General features: G+C 59.2%; 12 protein-coding genes. 7 read left to right on the top strand and 5 right to left on the bottom strand.

The window, feature by feature from the left end; genetic code table 11:
- Positions 1-115: 115 nt before the first annotated feature.
- Positions 116-1,549, top strand: a complete 1,434-nt coding sequence (locus tag AB4P96_RS06185) for a glycosyltransferase family 39 protein (protein ID WP_017139290.1) — start codon at positions 116-118, stop codon at positions 1,547-1,549.
- Between the two features lie 15 nt (positions 1,550-1,564).
- Here AB4P96_RS06185 and AB4P96_RS06180 read toward each other — a convergent pair whose 3' ends face one another.
- On the bottom strand, positions 1,565-2,053 hold the full coding sequence (locus tag AB4P96_RS06180) for a TIGR00645 family protein (RefSeq protein ID WP_017139291.1): 489 nt from the start codon (positions 2,051-2,053) through the stop codon (positions 1,565-1,567).
- A gap of 162 nt (positions 2,054-2,215) precedes the next feature.
- On the opposite strand from AB4P96_RS06180, the gene AB4P96_RS06175 reads away from it, so the two are divergent.
- Complete coding sequence (locus AB4P96_RS06175) at positions 2,216-4,039, top strand: hypothetical protein (RefSeq protein ID WP_017139292.1); 1,824 nt, start codon at positions 2,216-2,218, stop codon at positions 4,037-4,039.
- 152 nt (positions 4,040-4,191) lie between these two features.
- Here AB4P96_RS06175 and AB4P96_RS06170 read toward each other — a convergent pair whose 3' ends face one another.
- The 3 genes from AB4P96_RS06170 to AB4P96_RS06160 all read right to left on the bottom strand — a co-directional run bounded on the left by AB4P96_RS06170 (position 4,192) and on the right by AB4P96_RS06160 (position 8,547).
- Positions 4,192-5,361: an IS4 family transposase gene (locus tag AB4P96_RS06170; protein ID WP_099549335.1), complete on the bottom strand. Its 1,170-nt coding sequence runs from the start codon at positions 5,359-5,361 to the stop codon at positions 4,192-4,194.
- Between the two features lie 115 nt (positions 5,362-5,476).
- The gene (locus AB4P96_RS06165) at positions 5,477-5,806 is read right to left on the bottom strand and encodes a hypothetical protein (RefSeq protein WP_099547625.1); all 330 of its coding nucleotides are present in this window, start codon (positions 5,804-5,806) and stop codon (positions 5,477-5,479) included.
- Between the two features lie 302 nt (positions 5,807-6,108).
- Positions 6,109-8,547 (bottom strand): Lon protease family protein, encoded by a 2,439-nt coding sequence (locus AB4P96_RS06160; RefSeq protein ID WP_056858239.1) that lies wholly within the window; start codon positions 8,545-8,547, stop codon positions 6,109-6,111.
- A gap of 280 nt (positions 8,548-8,827) precedes the next feature.
- Here AB4P96_RS06160 and AB4P96_RS06155 point away from each other — a divergent pair, with 280 nt between their 5' ends.
- The 5 genes from AB4P96_RS06155 (at position 8,828) to AB4P96_RS06135 (ending at position 13,082) form a co-directional block, all read left to right on the top strand.
- The gene (locus AB4P96_RS06155; RefSeq protein WP_017139294.1) at positions 8,828-9,316 is read left to right on the top strand and encodes a DUF3015 domain-containing protein; all 489 of its coding nucleotides are present in this window, start codon (positions 8,828-8,830) and stop codon (positions 9,314-9,316) included.
- A gap of 115 nt (positions 9,317-9,431) precedes the next feature.
- A complete protein-coding gene (locus AB4P96_RS06150) occupies positions 9,432-11,285 on the top strand; it encodes a DUF4105 domain-containing protein (protein ID WP_186617083.1) in 1,854 nt (617 codons plus the stop codon).
- 288 nt (positions 11,286-11,573) lie between these two features.
- Positions 11,574-11,879, top strand: coding sequence for a chorismate mutase (locus AB4P96_RS06145; protein ID WP_017139296.1), 306 nt, complete (start codon positions 11,574-11,576; stop codon positions 11,877-11,879).
- Between the two features lie 248 nt (positions 11,880-12,127).
- Positions 12,128-12,481: a hypothetical protein gene (locus AB4P96_RS06140; protein ID WP_099547623.1), complete on the top strand. Its 354-nt coding sequence runs from the start codon at positions 12,128-12,130 to the stop codon at positions 12,479-12,481.
- 112 nt (positions 12,482-12,593) lie between these two features.
- Positions 12,594-13,082, top strand: coding sequence for a GreA/GreB family elongation factor (locus AB4P96_RS06135; protein ID WP_099547622.1), 489 nt, complete (start codon positions 12,594-12,596; stop codon positions 13,080-13,082).
- Here the strand turns inward: AB4P96_RS06135 and gdhA are convergent.
- Positions 13,079-14,416 (bottom strand): NADP-specific glutamate dehydrogenase, encoded by a 1,338-nt coding sequence (gene gdhA, locus AB4P96_RS06130; RefSeq protein WP_176991794.1) that lies wholly within the window; start codon positions 14,414-14,416, stop codon positions 13,079-13,081. The two genes, AB4P96_RS06135 and gdhA, sit on opposite strands and share 4 nt — an antisense overlap.
- Positions 14,417-14,609: the final 193 nt, after the last annotated feature.

The raw sequence follows: 14,609 nt of genomic DNA, 5'->3' as shown, positions 1-14,609 counted from the left end.
GCGAGCCGTACAAAAACCCCACACTCGTTCACGAAATGTTAAGAAACGGATACATATACTGACCGATTAACATGGCCGCTCCCCCGAGCGGTCCCCTGCTTCGGTAGCCAGAACCATGACGCGTCCCGTTCCTCTGCTGCTCCTTCTCGTTGCTGTGTTGTTCTTCTTCGCCCTTGGCAGCCATGAGCTGCAAGGCTCCACCGAAGCCCGCGTCGCCGGGATCGCCATGGCCATGCACCTGGACAATGACTGGGTGATCCCGCGCCTGTTCCGTGAACCCTTCCTGGAAAAACCACCCCTGAGCCTGTGGCTGGATGCTGGCGCCATTCGCCTGTTTGGCGGCACCAGTTGGGCGGTGCGCCTGGCGTCGGCGTTCGCCGGGTTGTTCAGTGTGATGCTGTTTTACGCGATGCTGCGCAAGTTCGGGCGGCCGCAAACCCTGGCGTTCTGCGCCGCGCTGATCCTGGCGACCATGGCCAGTTACTGGGGCAATGTGCGCGGCGTGGGTGAGGACTCATTGCTCAGCCTCGGCGTGACCACAGCGCTGCTGGGGTTCTACCAGGCCGTGCGGACTGATCGCGAAGGCTCAAGTGGTTGGGCCTGGGCGATGTTTACCGTCGGCATGGTCATCGCCACGTTGAGCAAAGGCGTGCTGGGCCTGGCGATGCCGGGCATTGTGATTTTTGTGTATTTGCTCAGCACCAGCCTGATGGATAAACGCCTGCGCATCGGCGACTGGCTCAAGCCGGCGTTGTTCACGCTGCTGGCGCTGGTGCCGCTGTTGATCTGGCTGGGCTTCCTGTTCCAGCGCGGCGGTATGCAGGCGGTGGCTGAAGTGCTGTGGACCAACAGCGTAGGACGCTTCAGCGGCTCCTTCGTCGAGGCCGGGCATTACGAACCGATCTACTACTACATCGCCAAGCTGCCCGAAGCCTTTTTGCCGTGGAATATCCTGGTGTACCTGGGCCTGTGGCACTTTCGCAAAAGCCTGGTGCGCAACCGCTACCGCCTGTTTTTCAGCGTGTGGCTGGTGGCGCAGTTCACCCTGCTGACCCTGGCGTCGAGTAAACGCACGGTTTATTTGATGGCCCTCACGCCAGCCGCCGCCGTGCTGGCCGCGGAATATGCCGGGGTGTTGCTGGAATGGCTTAAAGCCCACAAACCTGCGATTTACCGCTACCACCGGCGTGTGATCGTCGGTGCTTTTACCCTGGCCATCCTCAGCTATATGAGCGCCGCGTTCTGGTTCGCGCCAAAGGCCGACAAACGCGAGTCGTTCGTGCCGGTGATCAGCCAGGCCAAAGCCTTTCAAACCGAAGGCAAGGACGTGGTGCTGTTCCAGCCTAACGAGCGTATCGCCGGGGCCAGCGTGTTCTATCTGCAGGCGTACTTGCCGATCCTGCAGACCGAAGCCGAGTTGCGCAGCTTCCTCACCGCCAAGCCCGGCAACATTGCGTTGCTGGACCGCACCGAACAGTTGAGCGAGAAGGTCAACGTGATCAAGGAAATGAAGATCGGCCGCCAGCCTTACTACTTTGTGACGCAGTAAGGCTAACGCGGGGCATCAGTGCTTGGTGAGCTTGTCCAGGTAACCCATGGCAAACGCGGAGACCACGAAGGTCATGTGGATGATCACGTACCACATCAAATGCTGCGGATCGACGTTCTTGGCGTCCATGAAGATCCGCAGCAAGTGGATGGACGAAATCGCCACGATGGAAGCCGCCACTTTCATCTTCAGCGACGAAGAGTCCATGGTGCCCAGCCAGTTGAGCTTTTCTTTGTTCTCATCGATATCCAGCTGCGAGACGAAGTTCTCGTAGCCGGAAATCATCACCATCACCAGCAAACCGCCGACCAGCGCCATGTCGATCAACGACAGCAGCAACAGGATCACTTCCGATTCCAACATGGTGAAGATGTTGGGCAGGACGTGGATGATTTCCTGGAAAAACTTCAGCGCCAGGATCAGCAGACCCAGGGAAAGCCCCAGGTAAATCGGCGCCAGCAGCCAGCGCGAGGCGTACATCGTATTTTCGATAAAGCGTTCCATCAGATCTCACACAGCCAGGCTAAAAATGGCCGCGAGTATACCAGCCGCCTCCAAACAGCTGGAACCACGAGAAAACTGATCTGTACGGCATCTGTAAGAGAATTTTTCTGCTAGTGTCGAGTCCTCTCACTCGGCTCGATGATGTCGGACAGGAAGATTCAGATGACGGATGTGCGATCCCCTTTGGCCACCCTTGGCCTGTGTGCGGTGTTGCTGATGGCTGGTGGCTGCTCCCCGAAAGAAGAGCAGAAGCAGGCCACCCTCGAAGAGAAAACAGCAAAGTTCGAACAATCGCTGGACAGCATTCAAGACCCCAAACTCAGAGACGCCATCGCCGACCTCGGCGGCTCCCTGCTGTTGCTGGAACGGGCGCGCGTCAAGCTCGCCAACAAGCCCATCGAAGCCGAATACGGTGAAGATACCCTGGCCCTGCTCACGCACTACCCCACGCCCCAAGCCTTGGTCGACACCTACATCAACGGCCTGTTCGTGCTGCGCAAAGCCTCGCACTCCGACTACCTGACCGATTTGCAGCCGGTATTCCCGTTCAGCTTCAACAGCCCCGACCAGTTCCCCTTCCCCCACGGCCTGGAATGGCAGTCGGTGACCTTGAGCAACAATAAAGTCATCCCCTTCCAGCCGGAATGGTCGGAAACCGACCCGGGTATCCAGTTGAGCCCCAGCAGCTCCAACCTGACCAACCCCGATGACTTGACCGTGACCTACCCGTTTATCGAAGGCGTCGAGACCGACAACAAGAGCCAGCCGCAGCCCGTCAGCCTCAAAGGCTCGGTTGAAGTGGTCGCGCCGGGCAAGGTGCTGACCTTCGACCTGTCGAAAAAAGACGTAGGCCACAAGCGCACCGAAGGCAATATCACCCTCAACCTGCTGTTGCTTGAAAAAAACTACGCCGAGATTGAACTGACCAACAGCGAACCGCTGGCGCCGGAAGTCGGCGATGAATCGCCCAACCCATTGCTGGTGCAGGCCCGCGACAGCACCGGGCAGTACCTGACCCGCTCGGGTTCAATCAACGAAAATGCCGCGCAAGTGGCGTTCTACGAGAAACAACTGGCCGAGATGCAAAAGCAGAAGGCCTGGTCGGATGCCTTTGAAAAACAACTCACCGACGAACAAAAAGCCTTCGAGCACAAACAGAGCAGCCACTACGCCAAGGTGTATTTCAATGGCCTGATCGACACCCTGCAGGTCGATGTACTGGACTTCTCCAAAGCCACCCTCACCCGCAAAGACCTGGACCTGCCGGTGCAGCGCTTCGACAAGAACAGCCTGCAAAGCAGCGTGCAAGCGCTGCCGATGCCGGTCACCGTGTACGACGACAGCGCCGCCAGTTGGCTTAAAGACGCCGCCATGACCGAGGACCAGCTGAAAAAAAGCGTGACCATCACCCAGTCGACCGAAGACGCCAGCGCGGCAAAGATCGTGTTTGACCACCCGTTCACGTTCAATGACGACCTGGTCGGTGCTGATCGCAACAACAGCGACGCGCCCATCACCTTCTTCACGGCGGACGACAAAGGCGAGCGCGGCGAGCCGATTGAACTGCCCACCGAGGCCTTCGAGCTGAACGCCGGCAGCGGCACACTCACCTATGACCTCAACCTGTTCCCGGAAAACCCGGCCTTTGTGGTGGGCTCGGTGCCGCTGTTTTTGGCCACCATCGAAAAAAACACGATAGACGTGGCCAAGCTGCCTAAAGGCCTGTCGCTCAAGGACAACGCGCTGATCGTCGACCAAAAGGAATTCCCCGCCGACAGCTGGCGCTTCTACGCCAAGGACGCCACGGGCAAGTACCTCAAGGAAATCCTCGGCGTGAGCCACCGCGCCGAGGAATACGGCACGGCGCTGTTTGATGTGCATTACTTCTACGGCCAGCCCACCAGCCTGGAAAGCTACCAGCGCACCGAACTGAACACCGTGCAATACGGTTTTGAGGTCAAGCTGGATAAGCCCGAGAGCAAGTAACCCCGCCGATCGTCCCCACGCTCCGCGTGGGAATGCATCCCGTGACGCTCCGCGTCACCTGCCCACGGCTTGAACCTGCGCTGGCTGCGGGACGCGGAGCGTCCGGGGCGGCATTCCCACGCGGAGCGTCACTAGTGTCCGGTAAACATGTTTCATAGCTGAAGGCTGCCTTGGGCAGCCTTCAGCTTTTCTCGCTCCTGCCTTCGTCGATCCCTCAATTCTGGCGTCGCGGGCCGTTCGTGCAGGACATGAGATATGCGAACCGTCAGCTCAAACAACGAACCGGTAAATTCTGAGCGACGATGGTAAAGGTGCAATAACAAGTAGCTGATCAAGGCACTGTAAATCTGCAGACGCACGGCGTTTTCAGAGAATGCGTAGAAGCGTTTGAGTTTCAGATGTTGCTTGACCCACTTGAAAAACAGCTCGATCTTCCAGCGATCTTTATACAATCCCGCGATTTCTTCGGCTGATCTTACGAAGTCATTGGTCACCAGAATTAACGGCGTGGCGTGTCCCTCGCGTTCTACCACCACGCGTCTTGCCGGCGTTTCTCGGTAGTCATTAAGACGCTTGCCGCCTAGATGCTTTTTTCCGAACAGGATGACTTCGTCGGTCATGACGGGGCTTTGCTCGGCTGCGATCGAGTGCTTGTGCAGCACTTTGATATTGGCGTTTTTTTTCAGGCGGGTGACGAAAAAGGCTCCTTTGGTCTGCAACTGGTGCCACCAGTTGTAATCGCAATATCCCTTGTCAAAGACATACGTCATGCCGACCTGAATCGGCATTTCCAGCGCATCGCTCAGGTCGTTGACGTTGGCAGGAGTGATGTTGACGTACACCGGGGCCAACTGCGCCAAATCTAGTCCGACATGTACTTTCAGGCCCTGCGTGATGCGGGTTTTCGTGGAGGCTGTCCAGTCATCAAAGTGAGGTCCGCGCAAAGTGATTGACGTGGAATCAAGCAGGCTAATCATGGCACCGACTTCTTTGCGCTGCTGGCGGCTGATGCCGCTCAACAGCAATTGGCAAAGATCCTGGAATGGCCGGTAGTTTCGCTTGTTCAAGGCATCTGACAGGGTCGATCGGGCGACGGGCCCCGCTTTAAGATGGTAACTATGCGGACTTAGCGTTTCGGAAAAAGTGGCCAAGGACCGCAGGCTTAAAGCTTGGGTTATATGGCCGCTGACCAGTGTCACCAGCAATTGCCAGCTCGTGCAGCGTTTGACGTAGCGATCAGCCTGGTGCTTTTCGGTGGATTGCCGAAAGAACTGGCGCGGGATCGCACTGAGTAGGTGGGCTAAACGGGTACTGGTAAACATGGGTCAAAATCGAGTCTGAAAAATCCGATTATGACTGACAGTCGCGAACAACAAGGGGGAGCAAGCTCCCCCTTTGGTTTTTACCGGACACTAGTGACGCGGAGCGTGGGAACGATCAGTGGTGGGTATCGCTGACCGGGTGCGAGCGCCCGCCGTTAAGTTGTCGCAGATGGGCCTGCAGGTGCAGGCACCAGATCTGCGGGTCATCGGCCAGCGCATAGCCGTGCAAGGTCAGGCTTTGCACAATCGACTCCAGAATGGTTTCCGCCACGAATGGCCCATGGAACGGGCCTTGGGACTTGATGGTGGACGGCTGCTCGCCGGTCATGCCGGCAGCAAACAATAAGGTCCACATGCCGTTATCCCCCGCGAGCGGGCGAATGGAGCATTCGATACGGGTGACCAGGCCCAGGCATTGGCGGGTAAGGCAAAGGTTGCGCGACATGGCGGCGACCCTCGGTAGATCGGTGTTCAGCCTCAATCACGCGGGGAGGCTGTCTCTGTCCTGCGACTCCTGTGGATATCCCTAAAAGTCAGAATAGAAGAAAACCAGTACAAACCAAGGTTGTAGGGACCAACGGGCGTTGGTCCCAGAAATGGGAGTCAATTTTGTGACGAAACACCACCGATCCAATGTGGGAGCTGGCTTGCCTGCGATGACTGACTCATAGCCGACACTTCTGCTGGCTGACCCACCGCTATCGCAGGCAAGCCAGCTCCCACATTTACCGCGTTCCGAACTGCAGATCAGGTTGGCTGGGTTTGCGCCAACGCCTGCTGCGCCAGCTCCTTCTCCGCCTCCTTCAAATCATCCTCACTGATCATCTCGGCGATCGCACGCAACCGCTCAACCACGCGCGCATTCACTGTGCCTTCGGGGAATTGCCCTTCTTCGTCCGGCTCACCGGCAGGCTCGCCCACCAACAGGCTCAGCGCCTCGTCGGCCTGACGCACGGCATAGATATGGAACTGCCCGTCGCGCACGGCTTGCAGCACCTTCTCGTCGAGCATCAGCGTGGCCACGTTGGCCTGCGGGATGATTGCGCCCTGCTCGCCAGTCAAGCCGCGGGCTTCGCAGAGGCGGAAGAAGCCTTCGATCTTCTCGTTGACCCCACCCACCGCCTGCACTTCACCAAACTGGTTGATTGAGCCGGTGATGGCAAAACACTGCTTGAGCGGCGTTTTCGACAAGGCCGAAATCAAGGTACACGCCTCGCCCAACGACGCACTGTCACCGTCCACGTAACCGTAGGACTGCTCCAACGCGATACTGGCCGAAATCGCCAGCGGGAATTCCTGGGCATAACGACTGCCCAGGTAACCGGTGAGGATCATCACGCCCTTGGAGTGGATCGGCTGGCCGAGGTTAACTTCGCGCTCGATGTCGACAATGCCGCTGCCGCCCGGGTACACCGTGGCGGAAATCCGCGCCGGCACGCCGAACGCCGAATCACCGACTTCCAGCACGGTCAGCCCGTTGCACTTGCCGACCGCCGCACCGGCGGTGTCGATCAGGATGACCCCGGCGAGCATGTCGTCGAGAATCCGCGCCGATACACGCCCGGTGCGCGTGGCCTTGGCCTTGAGCGCCCGTTCGATATGGCCGGCATCAGTCATCTCGTCGCCCGCCAGGTGGCGGATAAAGTCCGCCTCGCTGACCAGTTGGAACAAGTCGCCAATGCGCGCCGACAGACGCCCTTGGTGTTCCGCCAACCGTGCGCTGTAAGTGGCCAACCGCGCCACCGCGTCCGAGGTCAACGGCGCCATGCCTTCTTCCGAGGTGCGGGTTTTGAGCAACTGGGCGAACTGTTCCAGGCTTTCGTCGACCATCGGGATGTCTTCGTCGAAGTCCACCAGCACGCGGAACATCTCCTGGAAGTCCGGGTCGGCGTCCTGCAACGCGTAGTACAGCTGGCGCGAGCCGATGATGATGACCTTGACCTGCAACGGGATCATCTGCGGGTTGAGGGTCACGGTGGCCAAGCGGCCCAGCTCGCCCAGCGGCGACTCCATCTTCAGCTTGCGCGACTGCAAGGAGCGCTTGAGCGCGTCCCACACAAACGGCTCGCTGAGCATTTTCTCGGCTTCCAGGATCAGGAAACCGCCATTGGCACGGTGCAACGCGCCCGGACGCAACTGGCGATAGGTGGTGTAGAGCGCGCCTTGGTCGGTGCTGTATTCGATACGGCCGAACAGGTTGTCGTAGGTAGGGTGCGGTTCAAACACCACCGGCGCGCCGCCATTGACCGAATGGCCCACCACCAGGCTTGGGCAATATTGCTCTTCGAGCAGCTTGCGCGCCTGGGCGTCGGTCTTGGCGTCGTCGACCAATTGCTCAACCACGGTTTTCAGCAGGTAGACCTGCATGGCTTGCAGGTAACCGCAAACGCCTGCGTTCTCTGCGTATTTTTCCGACAGAGGCGCCAGCAAAGGTTGCAGGGCCAGGGTGATGGTTTCTTCGTTGAATTGGCGCAGTTGGTTGTTGGACTCACGCTTCCACTGCGGCAGGCTGGCCAGTTCTTCGTTGAGGCGCTCTTCCAGCTCGGAAATATCCGTGTGGAAGCGCTCGCGATCGACTTCCGGCAGTTGCGAGAACTCGGCTTCGTCCAGCGCCTTGCCGTCGAGCATCGGCGTGAAGGCGATGTTGGAGCTGTCGCGGTACAGCGCCACGTCTTTTTCCAGCGCCAGGCGCTCGATCACGTCCAACGCCTTGTCGTAACGCTGGTTGAAGGCGCGGTCGATGGCGCTTTTGCGCTGTTGATAGGTCGGGTGTTCGAACACGGCCGGGAACGTGGCGACAAGGTTGTCGACCAAGCCGTTGATATCGGCGATGAACGCCGCCGCAGCGCCGCCCGGCAATTCCAGGGCACGCGGTTCGCGCGGCTCGTCAAAATTGTTGACGTAGACCCAGTCCGCCGGGGTCTGCAGGCGTTTGCCTTCGGCTTTCAGGTAGCGTTTGACGAACGAAAAGCGGCCTGTACCGGGCTCGCCCATGACAAACACGTTGTAACCGGGGCGTGGCATCGCCACACCGAACTGCAACGCTTCTACTGCGCGTTCCTGGCCAAGCACACCGCGAAAGGGCTCCAAATCATTGGTGGTCGAGAAGCTGAACTGTTCAGCGGAGAAAGGGCGAGTCAGCGCTTCGGGCGCTAGACGCAAGCTGGCAGCAACAGGATCAGGCATCGGGCTTCCTTACATCAGGCGGGGCAGATGACGGCATTCTGGCTCTCGCTGACGCGCTCTGGCAAGGCGAGGCTGTGGGAAAGCATAGACAGGGCATGCGTCTTACAAAAAAATCGCTGCCACGCTCGACAACCACACCGATTGTTTTATAAAAAATAACGGAACCCTAGGAACGTGCCTAAACTCCAAACTGCGCGGGTTGGACTAATAACTGGCCCCTAGGGCGCTGCGACGCGCCTGAACCCTTGTCCATTGGTTTGCACACAAAGAGAACAAAGCTATGAAACGGATCCTTCTTGGTACTCTCTTCACCGTTGTCTCCCTCAATGCAATGGCTGAATCGCCAGGTGGCCCGAACTGCGGTTGGGGCAACATGCTGTTCGAAGGCCAGCGCGGTACTCCGGCTCACTTCCTTGCTTCCACCACCAACGGCACCTCGGGTAACGCCACCTTCGGCATGACCTCGGGCACCAACGGTTGCAGCACCAACAGCGCCCTGACCTACGGCGGCAAGTCCTGGATTGCCATGAATGGCATGATGAACGAGCTGTCCGAAGACATGGCCAAAGGCAACGGCGAAGCGCTGACCACCTACGCGGTGGTACTGGGCGTTGCACCGGAAGATCGCGAGCACTTCGCGGCCGTGACCCACGAGCACTTCCAGCAGATCTTCAGCAAAGCTGACGTGACCGCTGACGACGTGCACAACAACACCCTGGCTGTACTGAAAAGCGATACCCGCCTGGCCAAATACGCCACCCAGGCTTAAGCTCGACTGGCCCGCGCCTTTCGAGGCGCGGGTTTTATTTCTGGTTTTATTTTTGGTTCTATTTTTGGGCCCGCCTCCCCTTTGGGTCTCACTACTTCCGACTTAAGTTGCCCTTATGCTCAAACGCTTTGCCTGGCTGGCACTCTTCGCCTGCGCCCCGCTGTACGCGGCGCCGCATATTGATGATCAACGTTTGCAGCAACTGGCCAACGATCCGTTCTGGCTGTCTTTGGGCCATTACGAAGCCGGCAAGCTCAAGGGCTGGCGCAGCTATGTCAGCGACAAAAAGTTCTTCCTCGCCCCCGATGGCGCCCACCACCCGGACCAGGAACTGCAGGCCACCGTGGAGGCGCTGTACGCCCCGGCCAGCCTCGGCGAAAAGCACGCCCAATGCGTTTACCCCGCACGTACCCGCTGGCTCAAGAGTCAGTTGAACCTCACCGACTTGCCCGCGCTGGAGTGCAAAGAATTCACCCAATGGTTCAAAGACGTCGCGCCCCACAGCGCGGTGATGATCTTCCCGGCGGCCTACCTCAACAGCCCGTCGTCGATGTTCGGTCACACCCTGCTGCGTATCGACCAGGCTGACGTGCAGAGCAACAACACCGCGCTGCTGAGCTACGCGATCAACTTCGGCGCCTATATCGAAGGCTCCGACAACAGCATCCTCTACGCCTGGAAAGGCCTGATGGGCGGCTACCCCGGCCTGTTCGCGCTGGTGCCGTACCAGGAAAAGCTCTCGGAGTACCGCAGCCTCGAAAACCGCGACCTGTGGGAATACCGCCTGAACCTCACCGAAGTCGAGACCAAGCGCATGGTCGAGCACGTGTGGGAGCTCAAGCAGATCCAGTTCGACTACTTCTTCTTTGATGAAAACTGCTCCTATCGCCTGCTGGAACTGCTGCAAGTGGCGCGCCCGAGCCTGCGCCTGACCGAGCAATTCCCGCTCACGGCGATCCCCACCGACACCGTCAAAGCGGTAAAAGAAGCGGGTTTGGTGGAGAAAATCGACTATCGCCCGTCCCGCGAACGTGAACTGCTCGAACGCGCCAAACCGCTGAATGGCGACGAGCAGCAATGGGTGCTGAAAATCAGCGACGACCAGAAGCAGTTGCAGGAACCGGCCTTCAAGGCCCTGCCCCGCGAGCGTCAGGCGTTGATTATCGACGCCGCCTATCGCCTCGGCCGCTACCGCGCCAATGGCCTGGAGCGCGACACCGAACGCTCGCAACGCAGCTTCGAACTGTTGCGCGCAATCAACCAGAACCCGGCGCCCGACCTTAAAATCGAACGCCCTGGCCTGCCCGAAGACGGCCACGAGTCGCGCACCTGGCAAGCCGGCATCGGCACCCGCGGCAGCAAAACCTTCGGCGAATACGGCCTGCGCATGGCCTACCACGACCTCAACGACAACGCCGAAGGCTTCCCGCTGGGCGCGCAGATTGAAATTTTGCAGATGAAACTGCGCCAATACGAAGGCAACCACTGGCAACTGCAACAGCTGGACCTGGCCACCATCCGCTCCCTGACCCCGCGTAATGCGCTGTTGCAGCCGTGGTCATGGCAAGTGACCGGCGGCCTGGAGCGCGTGCCGGGCAAGCACGACGACGAAACCCTCGTCGCCCACGTCAACGGCGGCGCCGGCGGTACCTGGCAACTCACCGACGACATGCTGGGTTTTGCCCTCGGCACCGTGCGTGTGGAACATAACAACGACTTCAGCGAAGCCATCTCACCGGCTGCCGGGTTCAACACCGGCGTGCTGTGGAAAAACCCGCTGGGGAATCTGAGCCTTGAGGCCAAGGGTGATTTCTTCACCAATGGCGAAGTGCGGCGCAGTATCAGCCTGAACCAGCAGTGGGAGTTGTCGCGCAACCTGGGCCTGCGGTTGAGTGCCCAGCGTGAGTACAGCCATTTGTCGACGCCAGTGAATGAAGTGATGCTTGAAGTGAAGTGGTATCACTACTAACCACCCCGGATCGCTCCCACGCAGAGCGTGGGAACGATCAATGGCGGAGTGTCAGTTGTTGATTTTTGGCTGACATACCGCCATCACAGGCAAGCCAGCTCCCACACTTTTTTGCGCCTGACTTGAGCTCTGCGCCGTTCACAGTTCAAAGGTGGGAGCCGGGCTTGCCCGCGATGGCGGTCGTCCAGGTAATGATGCATTGACTGACCCACCGCTTTCGCGAGCAAGCCCGCTCCCACATTTGGTCCGTGCATATCCCGACACATCGCAATCAGGAGTTCCATCAACATGGCTGTTAACTGCACCTCCCTTGAACAAGTCCGCGAAAACATCGACCGCCTCGACCAACAAATCGTCACCCTGCTGGCCGAGCGCGGCCACTACGTTTCCCAGGCTGCGCGCTTTAAGAAAGACGCCGATGGCGTCAAGGCGCCACAACGGGTTGAACAGGTGATCGCCAAAGTGCGGGGTTTATCCGAGGCGGTGGGCGCCAACCCTGAGGTCACTGAGCAGGTGTATCGCGCAATGATTGCGGCGTTTATTCAGCAAGAGCTGGCTGAACATGCCGCATTGACGACCGACCAGACGACATAACCCCCTTTGTGGCGAGCAGGCTTGCCCTGCGTTGGGCTGCGCAGCAGACCCGATCTTTTGGGGCCGCTCCGCGCCCCAGCGGGAGCAAGCTCCCTCGCCACAGGACAGCGCCTGTCTTTAGATCGTTCCCGCGCAGAGCGTGGCCTGGCCCTTTAACTCAACACTTTTCTCACCGCCCTTTCACGCCTCCCCGACAAATCCCTGACTAGACTTCCCCTATCAGCCGTAAAGCGGCCAGGGAGTACGCCATGTGGCGGTCTGCGGTAATGCTGTGTGCGCTAGTGTGGTTGTCGGGTTGCCAGTCCACCCATCAGGATTTGATCGCCAAGGGTTATCCTCCGGCCTTTGCCGATGGCTTTGACGACGGTTGCAGCAGTGGTCGCCAGGCCGCTGGGGTCATCAGTGGGGAGTTTCGCAAGAATGTGCCGCGCTATCTCAAAGACCGTCAATACGCCGAAGGCTGGGAAGATGGCTTTCGCCAGTGCAAGGCCATGCGCGAGAACGAGGAGTTGCGCGACTACAAGGACAACCACTGGGATGACCGTGAACGCGCCTGGCAACAGGAGAAGGATCGCGACGCTGCCCGCGTCTATCGCCAGTAGTAGGTGGTTTTTCTGAAAAGCGGACGCAGAGCGTCCAGGGCTGCATGCCCACGCAGAGCGTGGGAACGATCACGCGGCGATCATGGCCCAAACTCCATAGAGGGAGAACTCCATGAGCCGAGCTTTTGTAAATGAGGACAACGCCGCCGCCCAGGCCGACCAGCCGGTGGAGCGCCTGGTGAGTGAACAGCCCAATCGTCTCACCGCGCAAGGGTTAGCGCAGTTGCAGGCCAAGGTTGCGCAGTTGCAGCAGGAATACAGCCTCGAATCCGCCCGGGACAATAAGCAGCGGCTGGCGGACCTTGAGCGCGATTTGCGCTACTTCAACCAGCGTGTGCAAAGCGCCCAGGTGATGCCACCAGCGACGTCTACCGACAAGGTGCAAATCGGCAGTTGGGTCACCTTCGCCAACGAGCAGGACGAGCAGCAGCGCATTCAACTGGTCGGCGAAGACCAGGCCGACGCCCACGCCCGCCTGATCAACTGGGGCTCACCGCTGGGCCGCGCATTGCTGGGCGCCCAGGTCGGCGACGAAGTACTGTGGAAGCGCCCCGTCGGCGATCAGTTGATCGAAGTGCTGCGGGTCGAACCCGAGGCCTAGACGATGCCTTGGGCCAGCATCGCATCAGCGACTTTCACAAAGCCCGCGATGTTCGCGCCCTTCACGTAGTTGACCCGACCGTTTTCTTCGCCGTAATGCACGCAGGCATGGTGGATCGACTGCATGATGTTGTGCAATTTGCTGTCGACTTCGCCCGCGGTCCACAGCAGGCGCATGGCGTTCTGCGACATTTCCAGGCCACTCACGGCCACGCCACCGGCGTTGGAGGCTTTGCCCGGTGCGAACAGAATGCCCGCCTCGATAAAGATATCCACAGCCTCAAGCGTGGTTGGCATATTGGCGCCTTCGGCCACGCAGATACAGCCATTGCGCAGCAGCGTGCGGGCGGCGTCGGCGTCGAGTTCGTTCTGGGTCGCGCAGGGCAGCGCGATATCGCAGGCCAACTCCCAAGGCGTTTTGCCTTGGCGGAACTCCAGGCCGAAACGCCCGGCCAGTTCGCTGATGCGGCCGCGCTGCACGTTTTTCAGCTCCAGCAGCGCCGACCATTGCTCCTCGGTCAAACCGCTTTCAGCGTACAAGGTGCCTTCGGAGTCGGAGAGGGAAACCACCTTGCCGCCCAGGTCCATGACTTTGCGCGCTGCGTATTGCGCGACGTTGCCGGAACCGGAGACGGCCACGCGCTTGCCCTCAACCCGCTGGCCGTTGCGCTTGAGCATTTCTTCAGCGAAGTACACGCAACCAAAGCCGGTGGCTTCAGGGCGGATCAGGCTGCCACCGTAGGCCATGCCTTTGCCGGTCAGCACTGAGGTGAACTGGTTGCTCAGGCGTTTGTACTGGCCAAACAGGAAGCCGATTTCACGCGCACCCACGCCGATATCGCCAGCCGGCACATCCACATCTGCGCCGATATGGCGGTACAACTCGCTCATGAACGCCTGGCAGAAGCGCATCACTTCGGCGTCGCTCTTGCCCTTGGGGTCGAAGTCCGCGCCGCCTTTGCCGCCGCCCATGGGCAGCGAGGTCAGGGAGTTTTTGAAGGTCTGTTCGAAGGCGAGGAATTTCAGCACGCCCAGGTTCACCGACGGGTGAAAACGCAGGCCGCCTTTGTAGGGGCCGATGGCGCTGTTCATCTGGATGCGAAACCCGCGATTGACCTGCACCTTGCCGTGATCATCCACCCACGATACCCGGAAGGTAATCGCGCGTTCCGGCTCGCAGATGCGCTCCAGAATGCCCGACGTCAGGTAGTGGGGGTTGGCTTCAAGAAACGGCCACAGGCTGCGCAGGACTTCTTCTACGGCCTGGTGAAATTCCGGCTGGTCGGGGTCGCGTTTCTTGAGGCGGGAAAGGAAGGATTCGACAGATTCGATCATGGAGAAGTCTCGGCAAATTGATTGTTTTTAAATGAGATTGAGCCGGACCTTAGCAATTCATGTTGCACCTGAAAAGCGCAAAATGTCGCCTTTGTGAATTTAAATGGTGCTTTATATATAAATTACTATGATTTTTTGCACCATTAAGAGGATTTCAAATCAGTAAATGCACCAACAGATAAACCGCTATCGC

Origin of the sequence: Pseudomonas sp. B19125 (assembly GCF_044218855.1) — a bacterium.
Lineage (GTDB): Bacteria > Pseudomonadota > Gammaproteobacteria > Pseudomonadales > Pseudomonadaceae > Aquipseudomonas > Aquipseudomonas edaphica.
This window is presented reverse-complemented; position numbering and strand designations above follow the sequence as displayed.

Coding starts and splice junctions, on each gene's coding strand:
- AB4P96_RS06185 (WP_017139290.1), top strand. CDS start 116: ATGACGCGTCCCGTTCCTCTGCTGCTCCTTCTCGTTGCTGTGTTGTTC.
- AB4P96_RS06180 (WP_017139291.1), bottom strand. CDS start 2,053: ATGGAACGCTTTATCGAAAATACGATGTACGCCTCGCGCTGGCTGCTG.
- AB4P96_RS06175 (WP_017139292.1), top strand. CDS start 2,216: ATGACGGATGTGCGATCCCCTTTGGCCACCCTTGGCCTGTGTGCGGTG.
- AB4P96_RS06170 (WP_099549335.1), bottom strand. CDS start 5,361: ATGTTTACCAGTACCCGTTTAGCCCACCTACTCAGTGCGATCCCGCGC.
- AB4P96_RS06165 (WP_099547625.1), bottom strand. CDS start 5,806: ATGTCGCGCAACCTTTGCCTTACCCGCCAATGCCTGGGCCTGGTCACC.
- AB4P96_RS06160 (WP_056858239.1), bottom strand. CDS start 8,547: ATGCCTGATCCTGTTGCTGCCAGCTTGCGTCTAGCGCCCGAAGCGCTG.
- AB4P96_RS06155 (WP_017139294.1), top strand. CDS start 8,828: ATGAAACGGATCCTTCTTGGTACTCTCTTCACCGTTGTCTCCCTCAAT.
- AB4P96_RS06150 (WP_186617083.1), top strand. CDS start 9,432: ATGCTCAAACGCTTTGCCTGGCTGGCACTCTTCGCCTGCGCCCCGCTG.
- AB4P96_RS06145 (WP_017139296.1), top strand. CDS start 11,574: ATGGCTGTTAACTGCACCTCCCTTGAACAAGTCCGCGAAAACATCGAC.
- AB4P96_RS06140 (WP_099547623.1), top strand. CDS start 12,128: ATGTGGCGGTCTGCGGTAATGCTGTGTGCGCTAGTGTGGTTGTCGGGT.
- AB4P96_RS06135 (WP_099547622.1), top strand. CDS start 12,594: ATGAGCCGAGCTTTTGTAAATGAGGACAACGCCGCCGCCCAGGCCGAC.
- gdhA (WP_176991794.1), bottom strand. CDS start 14,416: ATGATCGAATCTGTCGAATCCTTCCTTTCCCGCCTCAAGAAACGCGAC.